General features: G+C 72.3%; 15 protein-coding genes, 1 tRNA gene and 1 pseudogene. 8 read left to right on the plus strand and 9 right to left on the minus strand.

Annotation, left to right across the window (positions count from 1 at the left end):
* Positions 1 to 35: 35 nt before the first annotated feature.
* The 3 genes from ACLQ3B_RS05935 to ACLQ3B_RS05945 form a co-directional block, all read right to left on the minus strand.
* The gene (locus ACLQ3B_RS05935; RefSeq protein ID WP_425778103.1) at positions 36 to 1,445 is read right to left on the minus strand and encodes an amidase; all 1,410 of its coding nucleotides are present in this window, start codon (positions 1,443 to 1,445) and stop codon (positions 36 to 38) included.
* A gap of 13 nt (positions 1,446 to 1,458) precedes the next feature.
* Complete coding sequence (locus ACLQ3B_RS05940) at positions 1,459 to 2,601, minus strand: cystathionine gamma-synthase (RefSeq protein WP_124818015.1); 1,143 nt, start codon at positions 2,599 to 2,601, stop codon at positions 1,459 to 1,461.
* Between the two features lie 113 nt (positions 2,602 to 2,714).
* The gene (locus tag ACLQ3B_RS05945) at positions 2,715 to 3,764 is read right to left on the minus strand and encodes a hypothetical protein (RefSeq protein WP_425778105.1); all 1,050 of its coding nucleotides are present in this window, start codon (positions 3,762 to 3,764) and stop codon (positions 2,715 to 2,717) included.
* Positions 3,765 to 4,021: 257 nt separating this feature from the next.
* Here ACLQ3B_RS05945 and ACLQ3B_RS05950 point away from each other — a divergent pair, with 257 nt between their 5' ends.
* The 4 genes from ACLQ3B_RS05950 (at position 4,022) to ACLQ3B_RS05965 (ending at position 6,986) form a co-directional block, all read left to right on the plus strand.
* On the plus strand, positions 4,022 to 4,435 hold the full coding sequence (locus tag ACLQ3B_RS05950) for an HIT family protein (RefSeq protein ID WP_425778107.1): 414 nt from the start codon (positions 4,022 to 4,024) through the stop codon (positions 4,433 to 4,435).
* Between the two features lie 86 nt (positions 4,436 to 4,521).
* Positions 4,522 to 5,184 (plus strand): peptide-methionine (S)-S-oxide reductase MsrA, encoded by a 663-nt coding sequence (gene msrA / locus ACLQ3B_RS05955; RefSeq protein ID WP_425778109.1) that lies wholly within the window; start codon positions 4,522 to 4,524, stop codon positions 5,182 to 5,184.
* Between the two features lie 366 nt (positions 5,185 to 5,550).
* Complete coding sequence (locus ACLQ3B_RS05960; RefSeq protein WP_425778111.1) at positions 5,551 to 6,480, plus strand: ribonuclease Z; 930 nt, start codon at positions 5,551 to 5,553, stop codon at positions 6,478 to 6,480.
* The gene (locus ACLQ3B_RS05965) at positions 6,477 to 6,986 is read left to right on the plus strand and encodes a GNAT family N-acetyltransferase (RefSeq protein ID WP_425778113.1); all 510 of its coding nucleotides are present in this window, start codon (positions 6,477 to 6,479) and stop codon (positions 6,984 to 6,986) included. The genes ACLQ3B_RS05960 and ACLQ3B_RS05965 overlap by 4 nt, the downstream gene beginning before the upstream one ends.
* A gap of 207 nt (positions 6,987 to 7,193) precedes the next feature.
* Here ACLQ3B_RS05965 and ACLQ3B_RS05970 read toward each other — a convergent pair whose 3' ends face one another.
* Both ACLQ3B_RS05970 and ACLQ3B_RS05975 read right to left on the minus strand, forming a co-directional pair.
* Positions 7,194 to 8,564, minus strand: coding sequence for a cystathionine beta-synthase (locus tag ACLQ3B_RS05970; RefSeq protein WP_357710280.1), 1,371 nt, complete (start codon positions 8,562 to 8,564; stop codon positions 7,194 to 7,196).
* A gap of 72 nt (positions 8,565 to 8,636) precedes the next feature.
* Positions 8,637 to 8,993: a YkvA family protein gene (locus ACLQ3B_RS05975; RefSeq protein WP_124818033.1), complete on the minus strand. Its 357-nt coding sequence runs from the start codon at positions 8,991 to 8,993 to the stop codon at positions 8,637 to 8,639.
* Positions 8,994 to 9,143: 150 nt separating this feature from the next.
* Here ACLQ3B_RS05975 and ACLQ3B_RS05980 point away from each other — a divergent pair.
* The 3 genes and pseudogenes from ACLQ3B_RS05980 to ACLQ3B_RS05990 all read left to right on the plus strand — a co-directional run.
* Positions 9,144 to 10,207 (plus strand): annotated as a pseudogene (locus ACLQ3B_RS05980) (SGNH/GDSL hydrolase family protein); the annotation flags it as partial.
* Positions 10,193 to 11,005, plus strand: coding sequence for an SGNH/GDSL hydrolase family protein (locus ACLQ3B_RS05985; RefSeq protein WP_425779775.1), 813 nt, complete (start codon positions 10,193 to 10,195; stop codon positions 11,003 to 11,005). The pseudogene ACLQ3B_RS05980 and the gene ACLQ3B_RS05985, both read left to right, overlap by 15 nt.
* Before the next feature lie 78 nt (positions 11,006 to 11,083).
* Entirely contained in the window at positions 11,084 to 12,346 is a 1,263-nt protein-coding gene (locus tag ACLQ3B_RS05990) for an acetyl-CoA C-acetyltransferase (RefSeq protein ID WP_425778115.1), read from the plus strand.
* Between the two features lie 12 nt (positions 12,347 to 12,358).
* On the opposite strand, the gene ACLQ3B_RS05995 is transcribed toward ACLQ3B_RS05990, so the two are convergent.
* The 4 genes from ACLQ3B_RS05995 to ACLQ3B_RS06010 all read right to left on the minus strand — a co-directional run bounded on the left by ACLQ3B_RS05995 (position 12,359) and on the right by ACLQ3B_RS06010 (position 14,624).
* Positions 12,359 to 12,679, minus strand: coding sequence for a hypothetical protein (locus ACLQ3B_RS05995; RefSeq protein WP_425778117.1), 321 nt, complete (start codon positions 12,677 to 12,679; stop codon positions 12,359 to 12,361).
* A gap of 47 nt (positions 12,680 to 12,726) precedes the next feature.
* Positions 12,727 to 13,485, minus strand: coding sequence for a Bax inhibitor-1/YccA family protein (locus tag ACLQ3B_RS06000; RefSeq protein ID WP_124818042.1), 759 nt, complete (start codon positions 13,483 to 13,485; stop codon positions 12,727 to 12,729).
* A gap of 136 nt (positions 13,486 to 13,621) precedes the next feature.
* Positions 13,622 to 14,437, minus strand: coding sequence for a Bax inhibitor-1/YccA family protein (locus ACLQ3B_RS06005; protein WP_355027826.1), 816 nt, complete (start codon positions 14,435 to 14,437; stop codon positions 13,622 to 13,624).
* A 106-nt stretch (positions 14,438 to 14,543) separates the two neighbouring features.
* Positions 14,544 to 14,624, minus strand: a tRNA-Leu gene (locus tag ACLQ3B_RS06010).
* Positions 14,625 to 14,725: 101 nt separating this feature from the next.
* On the opposite strand from ACLQ3B_RS06010, the gene ACLQ3B_RS06015 reads away from it, so the two are divergent.
* Complete coding sequence (locus ACLQ3B_RS06015; RefSeq protein WP_425778120.1) at positions 14,726 to 16,585, plus strand: hypothetical protein; 1,860 nt, start codon at positions 14,726 to 14,728, stop codon at positions 16,583 to 16,585.
* Positions 16,586 to 16,622 lie beyond the last annotated feature (37 nt).

Genomic DNA, 16,622 nt, shown 5'->3' on the forward strand with positions numbered 1-16,622 from the left:
CACCTGGTGCACGACGCCGCGCCTGGCGTCGACGATCAGGCAGTGGCCGGGGACTCCGTGCCGACCCGGGGGTAGCCGGGAGCGTGGCGCGTCCACGGGGCGGCCATCTCGAACTGACCTGCCACACCGAGCAGCAGCAGCTCCGAGCCGGGCGGACCGACAAGTTGCACCGCGACCGGCAGGCCGTCCGGGCGGCGGCCGACCGGCACGACGACCGCCGGCAGGCCGGCGATGTTCCAGGGCGCGGCGAACGGGGCGTACCGGATGTTGGCTGCCATGTTCGCCCGCCAGGACCGCTCCGACCAGCGGACCGCCTCCGGTGGCGCGCTGGCCAGCGCCGGGGTGAGCAGCAGGTCGACCGAGTGGTCGGTGAAGAAGTCGACCGACCGTTGCCGCCAGGCGGCCCGGTCCGCCTCCCGCACGTAGCCGCGACGCTGCGCCCACTCGCCCAGCGCGACGTGCCGCCGGGTACGCCGCTGCAGACCGCGCCGGTCCAGGCCGGAGGCCCGGACGTCGGTGGCGGCTGCGGCGAACCAGGTGGCGATGCCCTGCAGGCCGAGCGCGGTGGGATAGACCGGATCGGCCGGCACCGTGTCGTGCCCGGCGGTGGCGAGGAGCCGCCCGGCGGCCGCGACCGCGTCCCGGTTGGGCGCGTCCGCCGCGACACCGCGCACCGGGGAGCGCAGCGAGACGCCCACCCGCAGGCGCTGCGGGGGGACCAGCTTCTCGGGGCGGCGGCCGGCGAGCACCGAGAAGCCGACCGCCGCGTCGGCGACAGTGCTGGTCAGCATGCCGTGCTCGGTGAGGCCGAACCAGTCGTCCGCCCCGAGCTGGCAGGGGACCACACCGCGACCGGGCTTGAGCCCGACGAGCCCGCAGCAGGCCGCCGGGATCCGGATGGAGCCGAGACCGTCGTTGGCGTGCGCGATCGGCACCAGCCCGGCGGCCACCGCGGCGGCGGCACCACCCGAGGACCCACCAGGGGTACGCGTGCTGTCCCACGGGTTACGGGTCACCGCGCTCTCGTCGTCGGTGAGCGCCCACAGCCCCAGCTCCGGCATCCGGGTCACGCCGAGGATCACCGCTCCGGCGCCACGCAGCCGACGCACCACCTCGTGGTCGGCCTCCGCGACGTCGGTGCGGGCGGCGGCCGACCCGTTCCAGGTGGGCAGGCCAGCGACCGGGGTGTTCTCCTTGACCGCCACCGGAACCCCGGCCAACGGCAGGTTGGCCAGATCCTCCTGCTCGTCGACCTTCTCGGCCTCGGTGATCGCCTCCCCGCCGCGCACGGCGCGGAACGCGGCCAGCTCACGGTCGGCCCGGGAGATGTACTCGAGGTGGTCGGCGACGACCTGGGTCGCCGAGACGTCACCTCGGCGTACGCCTCGGGCGATCTGCTTGGCGGTCGCTCCGACCCAGGTCGCCATGATGTCCTGCACGGCCATCCTCCCCCAGCGGTCAGCCCAGCGCCTGCTCCAGATCGGCGAGTAGGTCGTCGACCGTCTCGATGCCGACAGACAGTCGCACGAGATCGCCGGGAACTTCAAGCGGCGAGCCGGCAGCACTTGCGTGTGTCATCCGACCCGGGTGCTCGATCAGGGATTCCACACCGCCCAGCGACTCGGCGAGCACGAAGAGCTTGGCCCGGTTGCAGATGTCCACGGCGTGCTCCTCACCGCCTGCGGCGCGGAACGAGATCATGCCGCCGAACCGGCGCATCTGCTTGGCGGCCACCTCGTGACCGGGGTGCGAGGGCAGCCCCGGATAGATCACCTGGGCGACCTTGGCGTGCCCGTCGAGGTACGCGGCGAGCCGCTCGGCGTTGTCGCAGTGCCGGTCCATGCGTACCCCGAGGGTCTTGATGCCCCGCAGGGTGAGCCAGGCGTCGAACGGGCCGTTGATCGCGCCCATCGCGTTCTGGTGGTAGCGCAACTCCTCGCCGAGCCCGGCGTCGGCGACGACGAGCGCGCCGCCGACCACGTCGGAGTGCCCACCGACGTACTTGGTGGTGGAGTGCACCACCACGTCCGCGCCGAAGGCGATCGGCTGCTGGAGGTACGGCGAGGCGAAGGTGTTGTCCACCACCAGCAGGGCGCCCGCGTCGTGTGCCACGGCGGCCAGGGCGGCGATGTCGGCGATGTCGAGCAGCGGGTTGGTCGGCGTCTCCACCCAGACGATCTTCGTGCGGCCGGGCTGCACGGCCGCCCGGACCGCGGCCGGGTCGGAGATCTTGGCCGGGCTGAACTCCAGGCCCCAGCGCTGGGCGACCCGGGCGAAGAGCCGGTACGTGCCGCCGTACGCGTCGTCCGGGATCACCACGTGGTCGCCCGGCTGGCACACGGCCCGCAGCAGGGTGTCCTCCGCGGCCAGGCCGCTGGCGAAGGCGAGGCCCACCGGCCCGCCCTCCAGCGCTGCCAGGCACTCCTGGAGTGCGTCGCGGGTCGGGTTGCCGGAGCGGCTGTACTCGTAGCCGAGCCGGGGCGCGCCGACGGCGTCCTGGGCGTACGTGCTGGTCTGGTAGATCGGCGGGATCACCGCGCCGGTGCGGGCCTCAGGGTCCTGACCGGCGTGAATGGCGAGCGTCTCGAAGCCGTGACTCATTCTGGTGAGGCTAGTGCCCCCGTCCCGAGGGCTGGAACGGAACCCGCACTCCGGGTGGGGGCCGGACCATCCGGCCCGGCCCCCATGTGCCGACCAGGGGGCCGGCGGGCCGGTCAGCCGGCCGGAACGGGCAGGACGTGCAGGGTGACCGGGTGGTCCCCGGTCCAGTCGTAGGAGACCGCGTAGACCCGGGCACCGTTCGGTGCCCAGGCCAGCGCGCCCGGGCTGAGGTCGTCGTTCAGCTCGAAGTGGGCCAGCTCGGTGCCGTCGGCCCGGAAGACGAACACGTCCGGGTCGTAGGAGGCGTCCGCGCCGCCGGCGATCTTGGTGCCGTCGCGGGACACCTCGACCGCATTCGGGTACGCACCGGTGGGATAGGTCACGGACGGGGTGCTGATGTCGGCGAACGGGAACGCCTGCACCACGTACGGGGCACCGGAAGCGGTGAAGACGGTGGTGCCGGTGGGGTCGAGCGCGACGTCCTGCAGGTTGCTGCCGACCGCCATGAAGTCGTTCTCCCTGGGCGCGCTCAGTGCGCCTCCGGTGCCGATCGTGTACGCGTACACCGATGCGGGGCTCAACCCGGGCTGCCCGGCCAGTAGCACCGAACGGTTCTGGCTGGCGGCGGTCAGCAGCGGGGCGTCGTAGAAGTCCTGACCGGTGGCCACCCCGGTGGTCACCAGGGCCGGTTGCCGGGCCAGATCGATCCGGCCGATGTTGCCGCCCCACTGGTCACAGCCGTAGCCGAACCACAGGTACCGCCCGGTCAACGCGAGCGACGACGGGCACTCCCCCGCGCCGGTGTCGTACCGGGCCGACTCGGTCAGCGACCCGGTGTTGAAGGCGGCGATGGCGTTGGCGCTGGGCAGCGCCACGTAGAGCGTCTGCCGGTCGGCGCTGAGCAGCAGGTCGGTGGGGCCCGGCAGCCCCGACAGGGTGCCGACCACAGTGCCCGTCGCGCTGGTCACCGCGACCTCGGTCGAGGAGTAGCCACCGCTGACGAAGACCCGGTCACCGGCCGACACCACGTCGGCGACGCCCGGCAGCGCCAACGGGGTGGCCGTCTGCGCGGTGGCCGCCTGGGCCGGGGTCGAGATCGCGGCGGTCAGCAGCCCGACGGTCAGGGCGGCCAGCGCCAGGGTCGGACCTCTTCTGATCTGCAAGGTGCGTCCTTTCGGAGTATCGACGAACCGAACCACGACGGCCCGGGGTCCTGAGGCCGCAACAAGGAATCCGATCGTCGCCGTGAGGGCGCCGTCCAGGCGACAGCCCGCCTCGGCCCACCGGCCGGGCGCCGCTGTCGCGACAGCACGTTGCCCCCGTGTACTTATCCAGACTGGTCAATGATTATCACAGTCGATGCCCGCGTGGGGGCACCGCGACCCGTCGACCGGTCGGCCCGTCGGCATAGCCTGAGCCGATGAGCGGTTGCGTGTTCTGCGGGATCGTGACGGGCGAGGTGCCGGCGTTCCGCGTGGCTGACACCCCGGACGGGGTGGCATTCCTGGACACCCGGCCGGTGTTCAAGGGGCATGTGCTGGTGGTGCCCCGGGTGCACCTGGTGACCCTGGCGGAGTTGCCGTCCGACCTGTTGCCCGGCTACTTCGCCATGGTCCAGCGGTTGGCGGTGGCGGTGGAGACCGCTCTCGGAGCCGGTGGGACGTTCGTGGCGATGAACAACAAGGTGTCCCAATCGGTGCCCCATCTGCACACCCACGTGGTCCCGCGGACCAAGGGCGACGGGTTGCGTGGCTTCTTCTGGCCGCGCACCCGCTACGACGACGACACCGAGGCCCAGACGTACGCCGACCGGGTCGCGACGGCACTCTCCTGAGGGGGCCTGACTCACGGTCACGCGGGTAAGGAAGCTGAACCCTCCGGTGTTACACGCTGGGAGAGGTACGAGAGGAGATCCCCACCGTGTTTTTGCGCCGTACGAACGCCGAGATGGTCACGCCCGACCAGGCCCTGCCGGGCCGTCCGATCGCCATGCCGGTCGCCGACCGCCACGAGGTGCTGGGCACCCCGCTGAAGGGCCCGTTCCCGGAGGGCCTCCAGGTAGCGGTCTTCGGCATGGGCTGCTTCTGGGGCGCCGAGCGGCTGTTCTGGACGCTTCCCGGCGTCTACACCACCTCCGCCGGCTACGCGGGTGGCATCACCAAGAACCCGACGTACGAGGAGACGTGCTCCGGCCGGACCGGGCACGCCGAGGTCGTCCAGGTGGTGTACGACCCCAGCAAGATCAACTATGAGGATCTGCTGAAGGTCTTCTGGGAGAACCACGACCCGACCCAGGGCATGCGCCAGGGCAACGACGTGGGCACCCAGTACCGCTCGGCCATCTACACGACCACGGACGAGCAGCGGACCATCGCGGAGTCGTCCCGGGACGCGTTCCAGCCCATCGTGTCGCGCGCCGGCAAGGGTGAGATCACCACCGAGATCGCCCCGCTCGGCAGCTACTACTTCGCCGAGGACTACCACCAGCAGTACCTCGCCCCGACCAAGAACCCGAACGGGTACTGCAACCACGGCCCGAACGGGCTGAGCTGCCCGGTCGGCGTGGCCCGTGTCGGCGGCTGAACACCACCACCCGTACACGCGTGATGCCCGGCCGCCGAGAAGGTGGCCGGGCATTCCCGTTGGACCGTGTGATCGAAATCCGTTGCAGAGCCCGCCGAGGACTCGATAACGTGGCCGTACACGTGAAAGGAGGTGGTCCAGACTTGTATAGCAATCGGACTCGTGAGGTGGCTGTCAGCTAGCCGCTGTCCTCGACAGTGAACGGCTCGCCGTAAGGCGGGCAGCAGCACCATCGTCGAGACCGTGTGGCAGCGGTGCGGCGAATCCACGACAGCCACCCGACCCCCGGGGTGCCGGCCAAGTCCAGCCGGCCCGCGCACATGCGCGGAGCGCCCCGGGGGTCGCTCCATATCCGCGGGAGTGGCGATGTCCATGCGCGAGCTGGTGGTGCTGGGGACGGCCAGCCAGGCGCCGACCCGTCAGCGCAACCACAACGGGTACGTGCTGCGCTGGGACGACGAAGTGATCCTCTTCGACCCGGGCGAGGGCAGCCAACGTCAGCTCCTGCACACCACTGTCACCGCCACCGATCTGACCCGGATCTGTGTCACCCACTTCCACGGCGACCACTGCCTCGGCCTTCCCGGCACCATCCAGCGGCTCTCCCTGGACCGGGTGCCGCACCCGGTGGCCGTGCACTTCCCCGCCGGGGGCGCGGAATACTTCGCCCGACTGCGGTACGCCACCTCGTTCCACGAGACCGCCGAGCTGCGGGTCGAGCCCATCGAGAACGACGGGCAACGGATCGCCCTACGCTGCGGCACGCTGGAGGCACGCCGGCTCCGGCACCCCATCGAGACGTACGGCTACCGGCTGGTCGAGCCGGACGGGCACCGGATGCTGCCGGAGAGGCTGGCCGCGTACGGCATCGCCGGGCCGGCAGTCGGCGAGCTGATTCGCGTCGGGCACCTGGACCTCGACGGACGCCGCGTCACCCGGGCCGAGGTGAGCGTGCCCCGGCCGGGGCAGCGGTTCGCGTTCGTGATGGACACCGGCCTCTGCGACGGGGTGTACGCCCTCGCCGAGCACGCCGACCTGCTGGTCATCGAGTCGACGTTCCTGGAGTCGGAGGCCGCGCTCGCTGCCGAGGTCGGCCACCTGACCGCGGCGCAGGCCGCCCGGGTGGCGACCGAGTCCGGGGTACGTCGACTCGTGCTCACCCACTTCTCCCAGCGCTACCCCGATCCGCGCCGGTTCCACGACGAGGCGCGCGCGCACTTCGACGGCGAACTGATCATCGCCGAGGACCTGACCACGGTGCAGCTTCCGCCGCGCCGGGTAGCCTCGGCCGGGTGACCGTCACGCTCCGCTCCGCGACCGAAGGCGACCTGATGGCGGTGGGCGCCCTGCACCAGCGCTCCCGGGTCGCCGCGTACTCTGCCTTCCTGCCGGCCGAGGCGCTGGCCGACCCGACGCCGGAGGCGATGGGGCGGTACTGGGTCGAGCGGTGGATCTGGGAGCGGGACACCCACCGGATGACCGTGGCCGAGCGGGCCGGTGCGCTGGTCGGGTTCAGCCACCTGGGCCCGGACGACGAGGACGAGCCGGCCACCGGGCTGCTCAACGCGATCCACCTCGACCCGGCCGAGCAGGGCCGGGGCACCGGTCGGGCGCTGATGGTCGACGCCCTGGACGCCATGCGTGGGTTGGGCTGGCGACGTGCCGTGCTCTGGGTGCTGAGCGACAACGTCCACGCCCGCTCCTTCTACGAGCGCGGCGGCTGGGGGCCCACCGGGGACGAGCGGGACGAGGCGATCGGGTCGGCGCAGACTCGACAGTTGCGCTACGCCCGCCGCCTCTGAACACCGCCGCCGCCTCTGAGCACCGCCTGCGCCTCGGCCGGCGGGGGCGACCCCTGTTCCGCGTCCTTTGCTCTGCTTCACCATGCGCAACAGCGGATGTCCGATTATCGGACACTCGGTCGTGCGTGGAGTGAAGCAGAGCAAAGGACGGCACGGAGACACCCGGTGCCGCCTGCGGGCGGACCCGGGTGCTTCCGAGGGTGGCAGTTAGTGGGCGCCCAGGTGGGACAGGAGATCCTGGCGGGTCAGGACGCCCTTGGGCTTGCCGTCGACCAGGACCAGGGCGGCGTCGGACTTCTCCAGCATGCCCACCGCCTCGCTGACCGGCTGACCGCCACCGATCATCGGCAGCGGGTCGCCCATGTGCCGCTCGATCGTGTCGTGCAGGTGGGCCTGACCGGTGAACAGCGCGTCGAGCAGGTCCCGTTCGGCGATCGATCCGGCAACCTCACCGGTCACCACGGGCGGCTCGGCCTTGAGCACCGGCAGCTGCGAGACGCCGTACTCGCGCATGTAGTCGATCGCGTCGCGGACGGTCTCGGTCGGGTGCACGTGCACCAGCTCGGGCAGCCCGCCCGGCTTGCTGGCCAGCGCGTCGGCCACCGTCGGCTCGGCACCGGAGTTGTCGAGGAAGCCGTACCGGGCCATCCACGAGTCGTTGAAGATCTTGGAGAGGTAGCCTCGGCCGCCATCGGGCAGCAGCACGACCACCACGTCGTCCGGGCCGGCCCGACGGGCGACCTCCAGGGCGGCGACCACCGCCATTCCGCAGGAACCGCCGACCAGCAGCCCCTCCTCGCGGGCCAGTCGCCGGGTCATCTCGAAGGACGCCTTGTCGGAGACCTCCACGATCTCGTCGGCGACACCCCTGTCATACGTCTCCGGCCAGAAGTCCTCGCCGACGCCCTCCACGAGGTACGGGCGGCCGGTGCCGCCGGAGTAGACCGAGCCCTCCGGGTCAGCCCCGATGATCCGCACCCGGCCCTCGGAGGCCTCCTTGAGGTACCGGCCCATGCCGGAGATGGTGCCGCCGGTGCCGACGCCGGTCACGAAGTGGGTGAGCTCGCCGTCGGTCTGCTTCCACAGCTCCGGGCCTGTCGTCTCGTAGTGCGAGCGCGGGTTGGCCGGGTTGCTGTACTGGTTGGGCTTCCAGGCGCCGGGGATCTCCCGGGTCAGCCGGTCGGAGACGTTGTAGTACGAGCGCGGGTCCTCCGGAGCGACGGCGGTCGGGCAGACCACCACCTCGGCGCCGTACGCCCGGAGCACGTCCTGCTTGTCCTGGCTGACCTTGTCGGGGCAGACGAAGACACACTTGTAGCCCTTGAGCTGGGCTACCAGGGCCAGCCCGACACCGGTGTTGCCGCTGGTCGGCTCGACGATGGTGCCGCCGGGCTTGAGCAGGCCGGCTGCCTCGGCGTCCTCCACCATCCGCAACGCGATCCGGTCCTTCACCGAGCCGCCCGGGTTGACGTACTCCACCTTGGCCAGCACCGTGGCCTGGATGCCCCTGGTGACGTTACGCAGACGCACCAGCGGGGTGTTGCCGATCATGTCGACGACGTTGTCGTAGTACTGCACGGTGTGCCCTTCGTTGCGGCGCCGGCGGTGGCGGCCGGGAAGACGTTTGCTCACCGCCCAGCGTACGTGCCGTCAGGGCACCAGCCCCCCGGGGATGACCGAGCTGCGACGGGCCTCCCACTCCAGGAAGCGATCGGTCTCGGCGAGCACGCTGCCGGCCAACCACGTGATCATGACCGCGTCGTCGGCCAGCCCGAAGATCGCCAGCGGGATCTCCGGGAGCAGGTCGATCGGCGAGACGATGTACGCCGTCGCCGCGGTCATCAGGGCCAGCCGGAGGCCGCCGTCGTACTCTCCCTTGGCGGTGGCTCGGATCATCCGGGGCAGCGCGGCCAGCCGCGTGCCGATCGACGGCCCGTTGCGCGCGCCGGCCGCCAGGGCCCGCGCCAGGGCCGTGAACGCCGCGCTGCGCTTCAGTGTCTTACCCATCGTCGCGCTCCTCTCCGCCGGATCAGCGTGGCGGGTCGGCGCAAGTCGGCCGGCCTCTTCCACTCAGGTACCCCGTCGCGTCGGTTTCCAGGCACCCGGGTGCCGTCACGACGACAGCGGTGTGTCGGGCCAGCGCGATAATGTCGCGGTATGGGGGTGGCACATTCCGTCGTACCCGGTGGTGAGCGCTGGCGGCAGGCCCGGCGGTTCGCAATGTTGGCTGCCATCGGGACGGGCGCCACCGCGGCGGCCGCGGTGGCGACCGGCGGGGTGCTGGTCGGCCAGGCCCGCCAGGCGCGACGGACCATCCCGATGGCCGAGGCGCCGCCACCCCGCTGCGACGGGATGTACGGCGCGAAGTTCCCCGGTCCGGCGCTCACCATGGTCGTGCTCGGCGACTCGTCGGCGGCCGGCTACGGGGTGCACCGCCGTCGGGAGACGCCCGGGGCGCTGCTCGCCACCGGCCTGTCCCGTCGACTGCACCGGCCGGTGCGGCTGCACCGCTTCGCGGTGGTCGGCGCCATCTCGGCGGCGCTGCGCCACCAGGTGGAGGCGGCCCTGGAGTGCCGGCCCGACATCGCGGTGATCCTCATCGGCGGCAACGACATCACCAACCGCACCCCACGCGGCCTGGCGGTGCGCTACCTGGTCGAGGCGGTGCACACCCTGCGCGACGCGGGCTGCGAGGTGGTCGTCGGCACCTGCCCCGACCTGGGCGCGATCCGCCCGATCCAACCACCCCTGCGCTGGCTGGCACACCGCTGGAGCCGCCAGCTCGCAGCCGCCCAGACGGTGGCAGTGGTCGAGGCGGGCGGCTGGACCGTCTCCCTCGGTGACCTGCTCGGCCCCCGGTTCGCGGCCGAGCCGACCCGGATGTTCGCCTGGGACCGGTTCCATCCCTCCGCCGAGGGGTACGCGATGGCCGCCGCCGCGCTCCTGCCGACGATGCTCTCCGCCCTCGGCGCGACCCCGGAACGACGGGCCACACCGACGCGCGGCGACGGCGTACGGTCGCTGCCGAAGGCCGCGCAGGAGGCGGCTCGACACGCCGGCACGGAGGTCAGCGGCGTCCAGGTCCGGGGCCGCGATCGAGGGCCGGCCGGCCGGTGGGCGCAGCTGCGCCGACGGGCGTTCTTCGGTGTCGGCGCGGTGCCGCAGCACGGGCCCGCCGCGGACACCTCGACAGTGGAGGGACTGGCATGAACGAGCGCAGCGCGCGGAGCGTGGCCTCCGGCCTCGCCGGCCGACTGGGTCGGGCGGCGGCGTTCTCGCTGCTCGCCGGCACCGTTGGGGGCGCCGCCGTCCTCGCCGGTGAGGCGTTCGTCGCCCGGCACCGACGCTACGCGCAACCGGAGCTGGGCCTGGCGCTGCGCGCCACGATCGGCCGGGCGGGCGCTCCTCCGCTGCGACTGGTGCTGCTGGGCGACTCCTCGGCACTGGGCGTCGGTGTCGACCGTCTGGAGGACACCATCGGCGGGCAGCTGGCCAACCTGCTCGCCGAGGGCCCGACCGGCCGCCGGGTGCACCTGTCCAGCGTCGGCGTCTCCGGGTCCCGCTCGACGGACCTCGCCACCCAGGTGGCCAGGGCCCTGCTCGGTGAGCGGCCCGACGTGGCGTTGATCCTGATCGGCGCGAACGACGCCACCGGGCTGCGCGGCCCCTCCGACGCGGCGGCCTATCTCGGTGCGGCGGTGCACCGGCTGCGTGAGGCGCGCGTCGAGGTGGTGGTGGGCACCTGCCCCGACCTCGGCGCGGTGCGTGCCATCGCGCCTCCACTGCGCCAGGTGGTCGGCTGGTCCGGGCGTCGGGTGGCCCGCGCGCAGACCACGGCCGTGCTGGAGGCGGGCGGCTCGGTGGTCGACCTGGCCACCGAGACCGGGCCGGTGTTCCGGGCCGACGCGGGGACGCTCTGCCCGGACGGCTTCCACCCCTCCGCCGACGGCTACCGGGTGTGGGCGCACGCGCTGCTGCCCGCGATCGTCGCCGCGGCGGCGGCCACGACCCGACGCTAGATCGCCTCGGCTCCGGGTGACATTTCCCGCCGCGCCGGCTTCTTCCGCGCCATGTTACTGGCGGGTTAACGTTGGTCCATGCCGATTGAGTCGTCCCGCGACGCCGTCATCGTCGCCACCGCCCGCTCCCCCATCGGCCGGGCACACAAGGGGTCCCTGCGTGAGGTCCGCTCCGACGACCTCGCCGCGACAATCGTCCAGGCCGCACTGGACAAGATCCCCGCGCTGGATCCGACCACGATCGACGACCTCTACCTCGGGTGCGGCCTGCCCGGCGGCGAGCAGGGCTTCAACATGGCCCGGGTGGTGTCGACCCTCCTCGGTCTGGACACTGTCCCCGGCGCCACGCTGACCCGATACTGCGCCTCGTCGTTGCAGACCACACGGATGGCGATGCACGCGATCCGGGCCGGCGAGGGCGACGTGTTCGTCTCCGCAGGTGTCGAGATGGTCTCCCGCTATGCCCGGGGCAGCTCCGACGGGCTGCCGCCCGAGGCGCAGGCCCTGGTCGGCGGCGGCTGGGAGAACCCGCGCTTCGCGCCGGCCGGCGAGCGCTCGAAGCGCCGCGCGCAGGGCGACGCCGAGGTGTGGACCGACCCGCGCGACGCCGGTGAGCTGCCCGACATCTACCTGACCATGGGGCAGACCGCGGAAAACCTGGCCCAGGTGTACGACGTCACCCGCGCCGACATGGACGAGTTCGGCGTACGCAGCCAGAACCTCGCCGAGAAGGCCATCGTCGACGGTTTCTGGGCCCGGGAGATCACCCCGGTCACCACGCCGGACGGCACAGTGGTGAGCACCGACGACGGGCCCCGGGCCGGCGTCACCCTCGACGCGGTCGCCGGCCTGAAGCCGGTGTTCCGCCCGGACGGTCGGATCACCGCCGGCAACTGCTGCCCACTCAACGACGGCGCGGCCGCCGTGGTGGTGATGAGCGCCCAGCGGGCCGAGGAGCTCGGGCTCACCCCGCTGGCCCGGATCGTCTCGACAGGTGTGACCGCCCTGTCGCCGGAGATCATGGGTCTCGGGCCGGTCGAGGCGTCCCGGCAGGCGCTGCGCCGAGCCGGCATGACCATCGACGACGTCGACCTCGTCGAGATCAACGAGGCGTTCGCGGCGCAGGTCATCCCCTCCTACCGCCAGCTGGGCATCCCGGAGGAGAAGCTGAACGTGATGGGCGGTGCCATCGCGGTCGGCCACCCGTTCGGCATGACCGGCGCCCGGATCACCGGCACCCTGCTCAACGCACTCCAGTGGCACGACAAGACCATCGGTCTGGAGACCATGTGCGTGGGCGGTGGCCAGGGCATGGCCATGGTGCTCGAACGGCTCAGCTGAGCCGAGCCACCCTCAGAGCGCGCTGCGGGTCGCCGTCACCTCGGCGGCGGCCCGGGTCAGCGCCTCGGCTCCCGGGTCGGCGGCCAGCAGGTCCGCCGTGACCACCCGCAGCTGATCGGGCAGGGCCAGGTCGTTGTCCAGTCGGGGCACCACCCGCCGAGGCGCAGACTCGGCGTCGGCGGCCAGGTTGGCGATCTCCTGTACCAGGCGGTGCACCAGGTCGGCGCGGGACACGTTGCCGACGGTCGCGACCGCCGCCCACCGCGGCTGCTGCCAGTGCGCGATCTGACGGACCAGCAACTGCACGGCCTTGTCCAACTCCGCTGCGCTCATCGTCGCCGAGTCTACGGCCGGCACCGCGCCCGGCCGGGTCGGGCCGGTCAGCGGCGCAGGTAGCTGAGCAGCCGGAGCAGCTGCCAGTAGAGGAAGACCAACCCGGTGAGCAGGCCGAACGCGCTCAGCCACGCGTACCGACGGGCTCGACCGTCGCGCACCGAGCGCTCGACGAGATCGAAGTCGAGGATGAAGCTGAACGCCCCGGCGATGATGGCCACCACCGAGAAGGCGTACGGCAGCCAGCCGACCTCCCCGCTGACGCTGTAGACCTCCAGGCCCGGTCGCCCGGTGATCAGGTACGACACCAGGTTGACCACGCTGAGCACGGCGATGCCGAGCAGGGTGCCGATCACCAGGCGGGCCAGCCGGGGCGTCGCCCGGATCACCCGGGCCCGGTAGAGCGCCGCCATGCCGAGGAAGACGCCGAAGGTGCCGGCCACCGCCTGCACCACGATGCCCGGATAGACCTGTTCGAAGGTGCGGCTCGCCACCCCCAGCAGCAGGCCCTGGAGGATGGCGTAGCCGACGATCGGCACCGGGTTGGTGATCCCCCGCAACGAGATGACCAGGACCAGCGCGATCGAGGCGAGCGCGCTGCCGGCCAGCGCGGCGCCCAGCCACACGGCGTCGGGGATCACCGCCCAGGACACCGCCGCCGCCACGCCGGTCACCAGCAGCAACCCGACGGTACGGACCACCACGTCGTCGACTGTCATCGGCTCGACGTCACGGGCGCCGAGCACCCGGGCCTCGACCCGGCCGGTCTCGTCCAGCCGGTTGAGCACCGGGTTGTTGCTGCGCACCGCCGCCTCCTTCGCCCGCGTACTCCCAGGGCTCACTCTGCCCCGGGCGGGCCGGCGGCGGCGGGCAAACGGCGCGGACGACGGCGCCCGCCCCCACCGCTGTGGGGACGGGCGCCGGTCGGCAGTGCGGACGAGGTCAGTCGTCGCCCTGGAAGTAGCTCAGCAGGCGCAGGATCTCGATGTAGAGCCAGACCAGGCTGACCAGGATGCCGAACGCGGCCACCCAGGAGTAGCGCTGCGGCAGGCCCATCCGGACGCCGTCCTCGATCTCCTTGAAGCTGAGCACGAAGCTCAGCGAGGCGACCACGATGCAGACCAGGCTGAAGCCGATGGCCAGCGGGCTGCCGTCGCGCAGCCCGGTGTTGACGCCGAACAGCGCCAGCACCAGGTTGATCATCATGACCGCGAAGAGGCCGGTCATCACCGCGATCATGCCCTTGACGAAGGCCGGGGTGGCCCGGATGACCTTCGCCCGGTAGAGCATCGCCATCAGGAAGAAAATGCCGAAGCTGGCCGCGGCGGCCTGGAGCACGATGCCGTCGTAGGCCGTCTCGAAAGCCTTGCTGACCATGCCGACGAAAACACCCTCGACGACCGCGTACGCGATCACGAGCGCCGGGTTGGCCATCCGGGAGAACGAAATGATCAAGCCGAGGACCAGGCCGACCACTGCCGCGCCGATCCAGGCGGTACCGACCAGCGCGTCGGGCACGAGCACCCAGGCGGCCGCGGCGGTGATGCCGAGGATGCCGAGCAGAGCGACAGTCTTGACGACCACGTCGTCGACGGTCATCGGCGCCACGGTCGGCGGCGCGGCCGGGTAACCGGCCTGGGACGGGTACTGCTGGGGAATGCCGGGCTGTCCGTACGGCCCAGCCGGGGCGTACCCGGCGGAGCGCTCCCGCTCGGCCGCTTGGCCGAGCCGGGCGAGCACCGGGTTCGAGGTCTTCACTGTCTGGCCTCCCTCAGGGGGTCGTTTGCACGTGAACGTGCCCTCCAAGAGTAAACGGCGCGGCCAAGTCCTGGAGATCACGAATGAGAATGTGTGAGCCGACCGGTGCCCGGGGCGGGGGTCGAACCCGCACGCCTCTCGGCAGCCGCTTTTAAGGCGGCCGTGTCTGCCTTTCCACCACCCGGGCGAGTGGCACCGGCGCGCCGACACGCCTGGTGCAGTGTCACCGTAGCCGGTCTGCGGCGACCCGGCGTACCCCGCCGGCCCGGCCACATTAGGGTCGATGCCGTGAGCAGCGCAGCCCCCACGGCCTCCGACGCCGGCCCTGAGCAGGCATTCCGCCTCGCCGATCGCGTCAACCGCCGACCCCGGGCCACCCGGCTGCTGGCCGCCGTCCGCCGGCACCGGACGGACCTGCTGACCGCATTGATCTTCGCGGTGCTGGCCGGCTGGCTCACCCACGGGCTGTGGCCCGACCCGAGTGGCCGCACCCTGGCGCTCAACCCGGAGGACCAGGCCCTCTACGAGTGGTTCCTGGCGGTGGACGCCCGCGCGCTGCTCGGCGACTTCGATCTGCTCACCGACCGGCTCAACGCTCCCGACGGCGTCAACCTGATGGCCAACACCACGGTGATCGCGCTCGGCGTCCTGTTCGCGCCGGTCACCCTGCTGCTGGGCGCGCCGGTCACCTTCGCGCTGCTCGCCGCCGCCAACCTCGCCGGCACCGCCCTCGCCTGGTACCTGCTGTTCCACCGGACGCTGCGCGTCCGTCGGCTGGCCGCCGCGCTCGGTGGAGGGCTGTGCGGATTCGGGCCGGGCATGGTCTCGCAGACAAACAGCCACCTGCACATGACCGCCCAGTGGCTGGTGCCGGTGATCGTCTGGCTGGTGGTCCGGCTGCTACGGGCGTCCGACCCGGGGCCCTGGACACCCGACGAGGCCGGCCGTACCCGAAGCGGTGGGCCGGATCGTCGGCGGCAGTTCACCTCCGCGGCGGGGCTGGCCGGCGCGGTCACCGCCCAGGTCTTCATCGGCGAGGAGGTGCTCTTCCTCGCCGCGGTCACGCTGCTGGTGATGGCGGTCGGGTACGCCGTGGCGGACCGGGACCTGGCCCGCCGGGCGCTCCCCGGCTTCGTCGGCGGGTTGGCGATCGCCGCCGGGCTCGCCCTGCTGGTGCTCGGCTATCCGCTGTGGTTCCAGTTCGCCGGGCCGCAGGGAGTCGCCGACGGAATGTTCACCCCGGCCTACTTCTCCGCCGACCTGAGCAGTTGGTGGACGCTCTCCCCACTGTCGGTGGCCGGCAGCGACGAGTCCGCCCGGCTGACCACCGGCCCCGCCGAGTACAACACCTTCCTCGGCTGGCCACTGCTGCTGGTCGCCGCGGTGTGCGCGATCTGGGCCGGGCGACGCCGGCTGGTCTTCGCCTGCGTCGTGGCGGGTCTGGTGATGGGGGCGCTCTCGCTCGGCCCGGAGGTGGTGCTCGGCGGCACCCGGACGGCCATCCCCGGCCCGTACGCCCTGATCGGAGGGCTGCCGGTGGTGGACGGGGCGTTGCCGATGCGGTTCGCGCTGGCGTTGCTGCCGATCGTCGCGACGCTGCTGGTGCTGGCGGTCGACCGGGCCCTGCGCAGCTCCGGTCGGGCGCGGCGGCTGGTGCCACTGGCCGTCGGCGTGGCGCTGCTGCCGATCTTCCCGGCCCCCCTGCCGACCACCGGCCGACCGGCCGTGCCGGAGTTCATCACCGGCGGCCACTGGCGGCAGTGCGTACCGCCGGGAGGGGTGCTGGTCCCGGTGCCGCTGCCCACCCCGAAGGAGCCCTGGCCGATGCGCTGGGCGATCGCCGCCGACGCCGGTTTCGGGCTGCCGGAAGGCTTCTTCATCGGCCCGTACGGGAGGGGCGGCACCGCGGCGATGGGCACCTTCAAGCAGCCCACCTCCGCACTACTGGCGGATGTCGCGCGGCGCGGCGACCAACCTGCCATCGGCGACGAGCAGCGCCGGCAGGCAGCCCGCGACGCGGACTTCTGGGGTGCCTCCTGCGTGGCGCTCACCGACGACGCCCCGCACGCGGAAAGCCTGCGGACGACCCTGGAGCAGCTCTACGGCCCGGCGACCCGGATAGCCGACGCCTGGACCTGGCGCGTCTGACCCCACCCCCACCCCACCCCCACCCCACCCCGCCCCA

The organism is Micromonospora sp. DT53, from assembly GCF_049841535.1.
In the GTDB taxonomy this organism is placed as follows: domain Bacteria; phylum Actinomycetota; class Actinomycetes; order Mycobacteriales; family Micromonosporaceae; genus Micromonospora.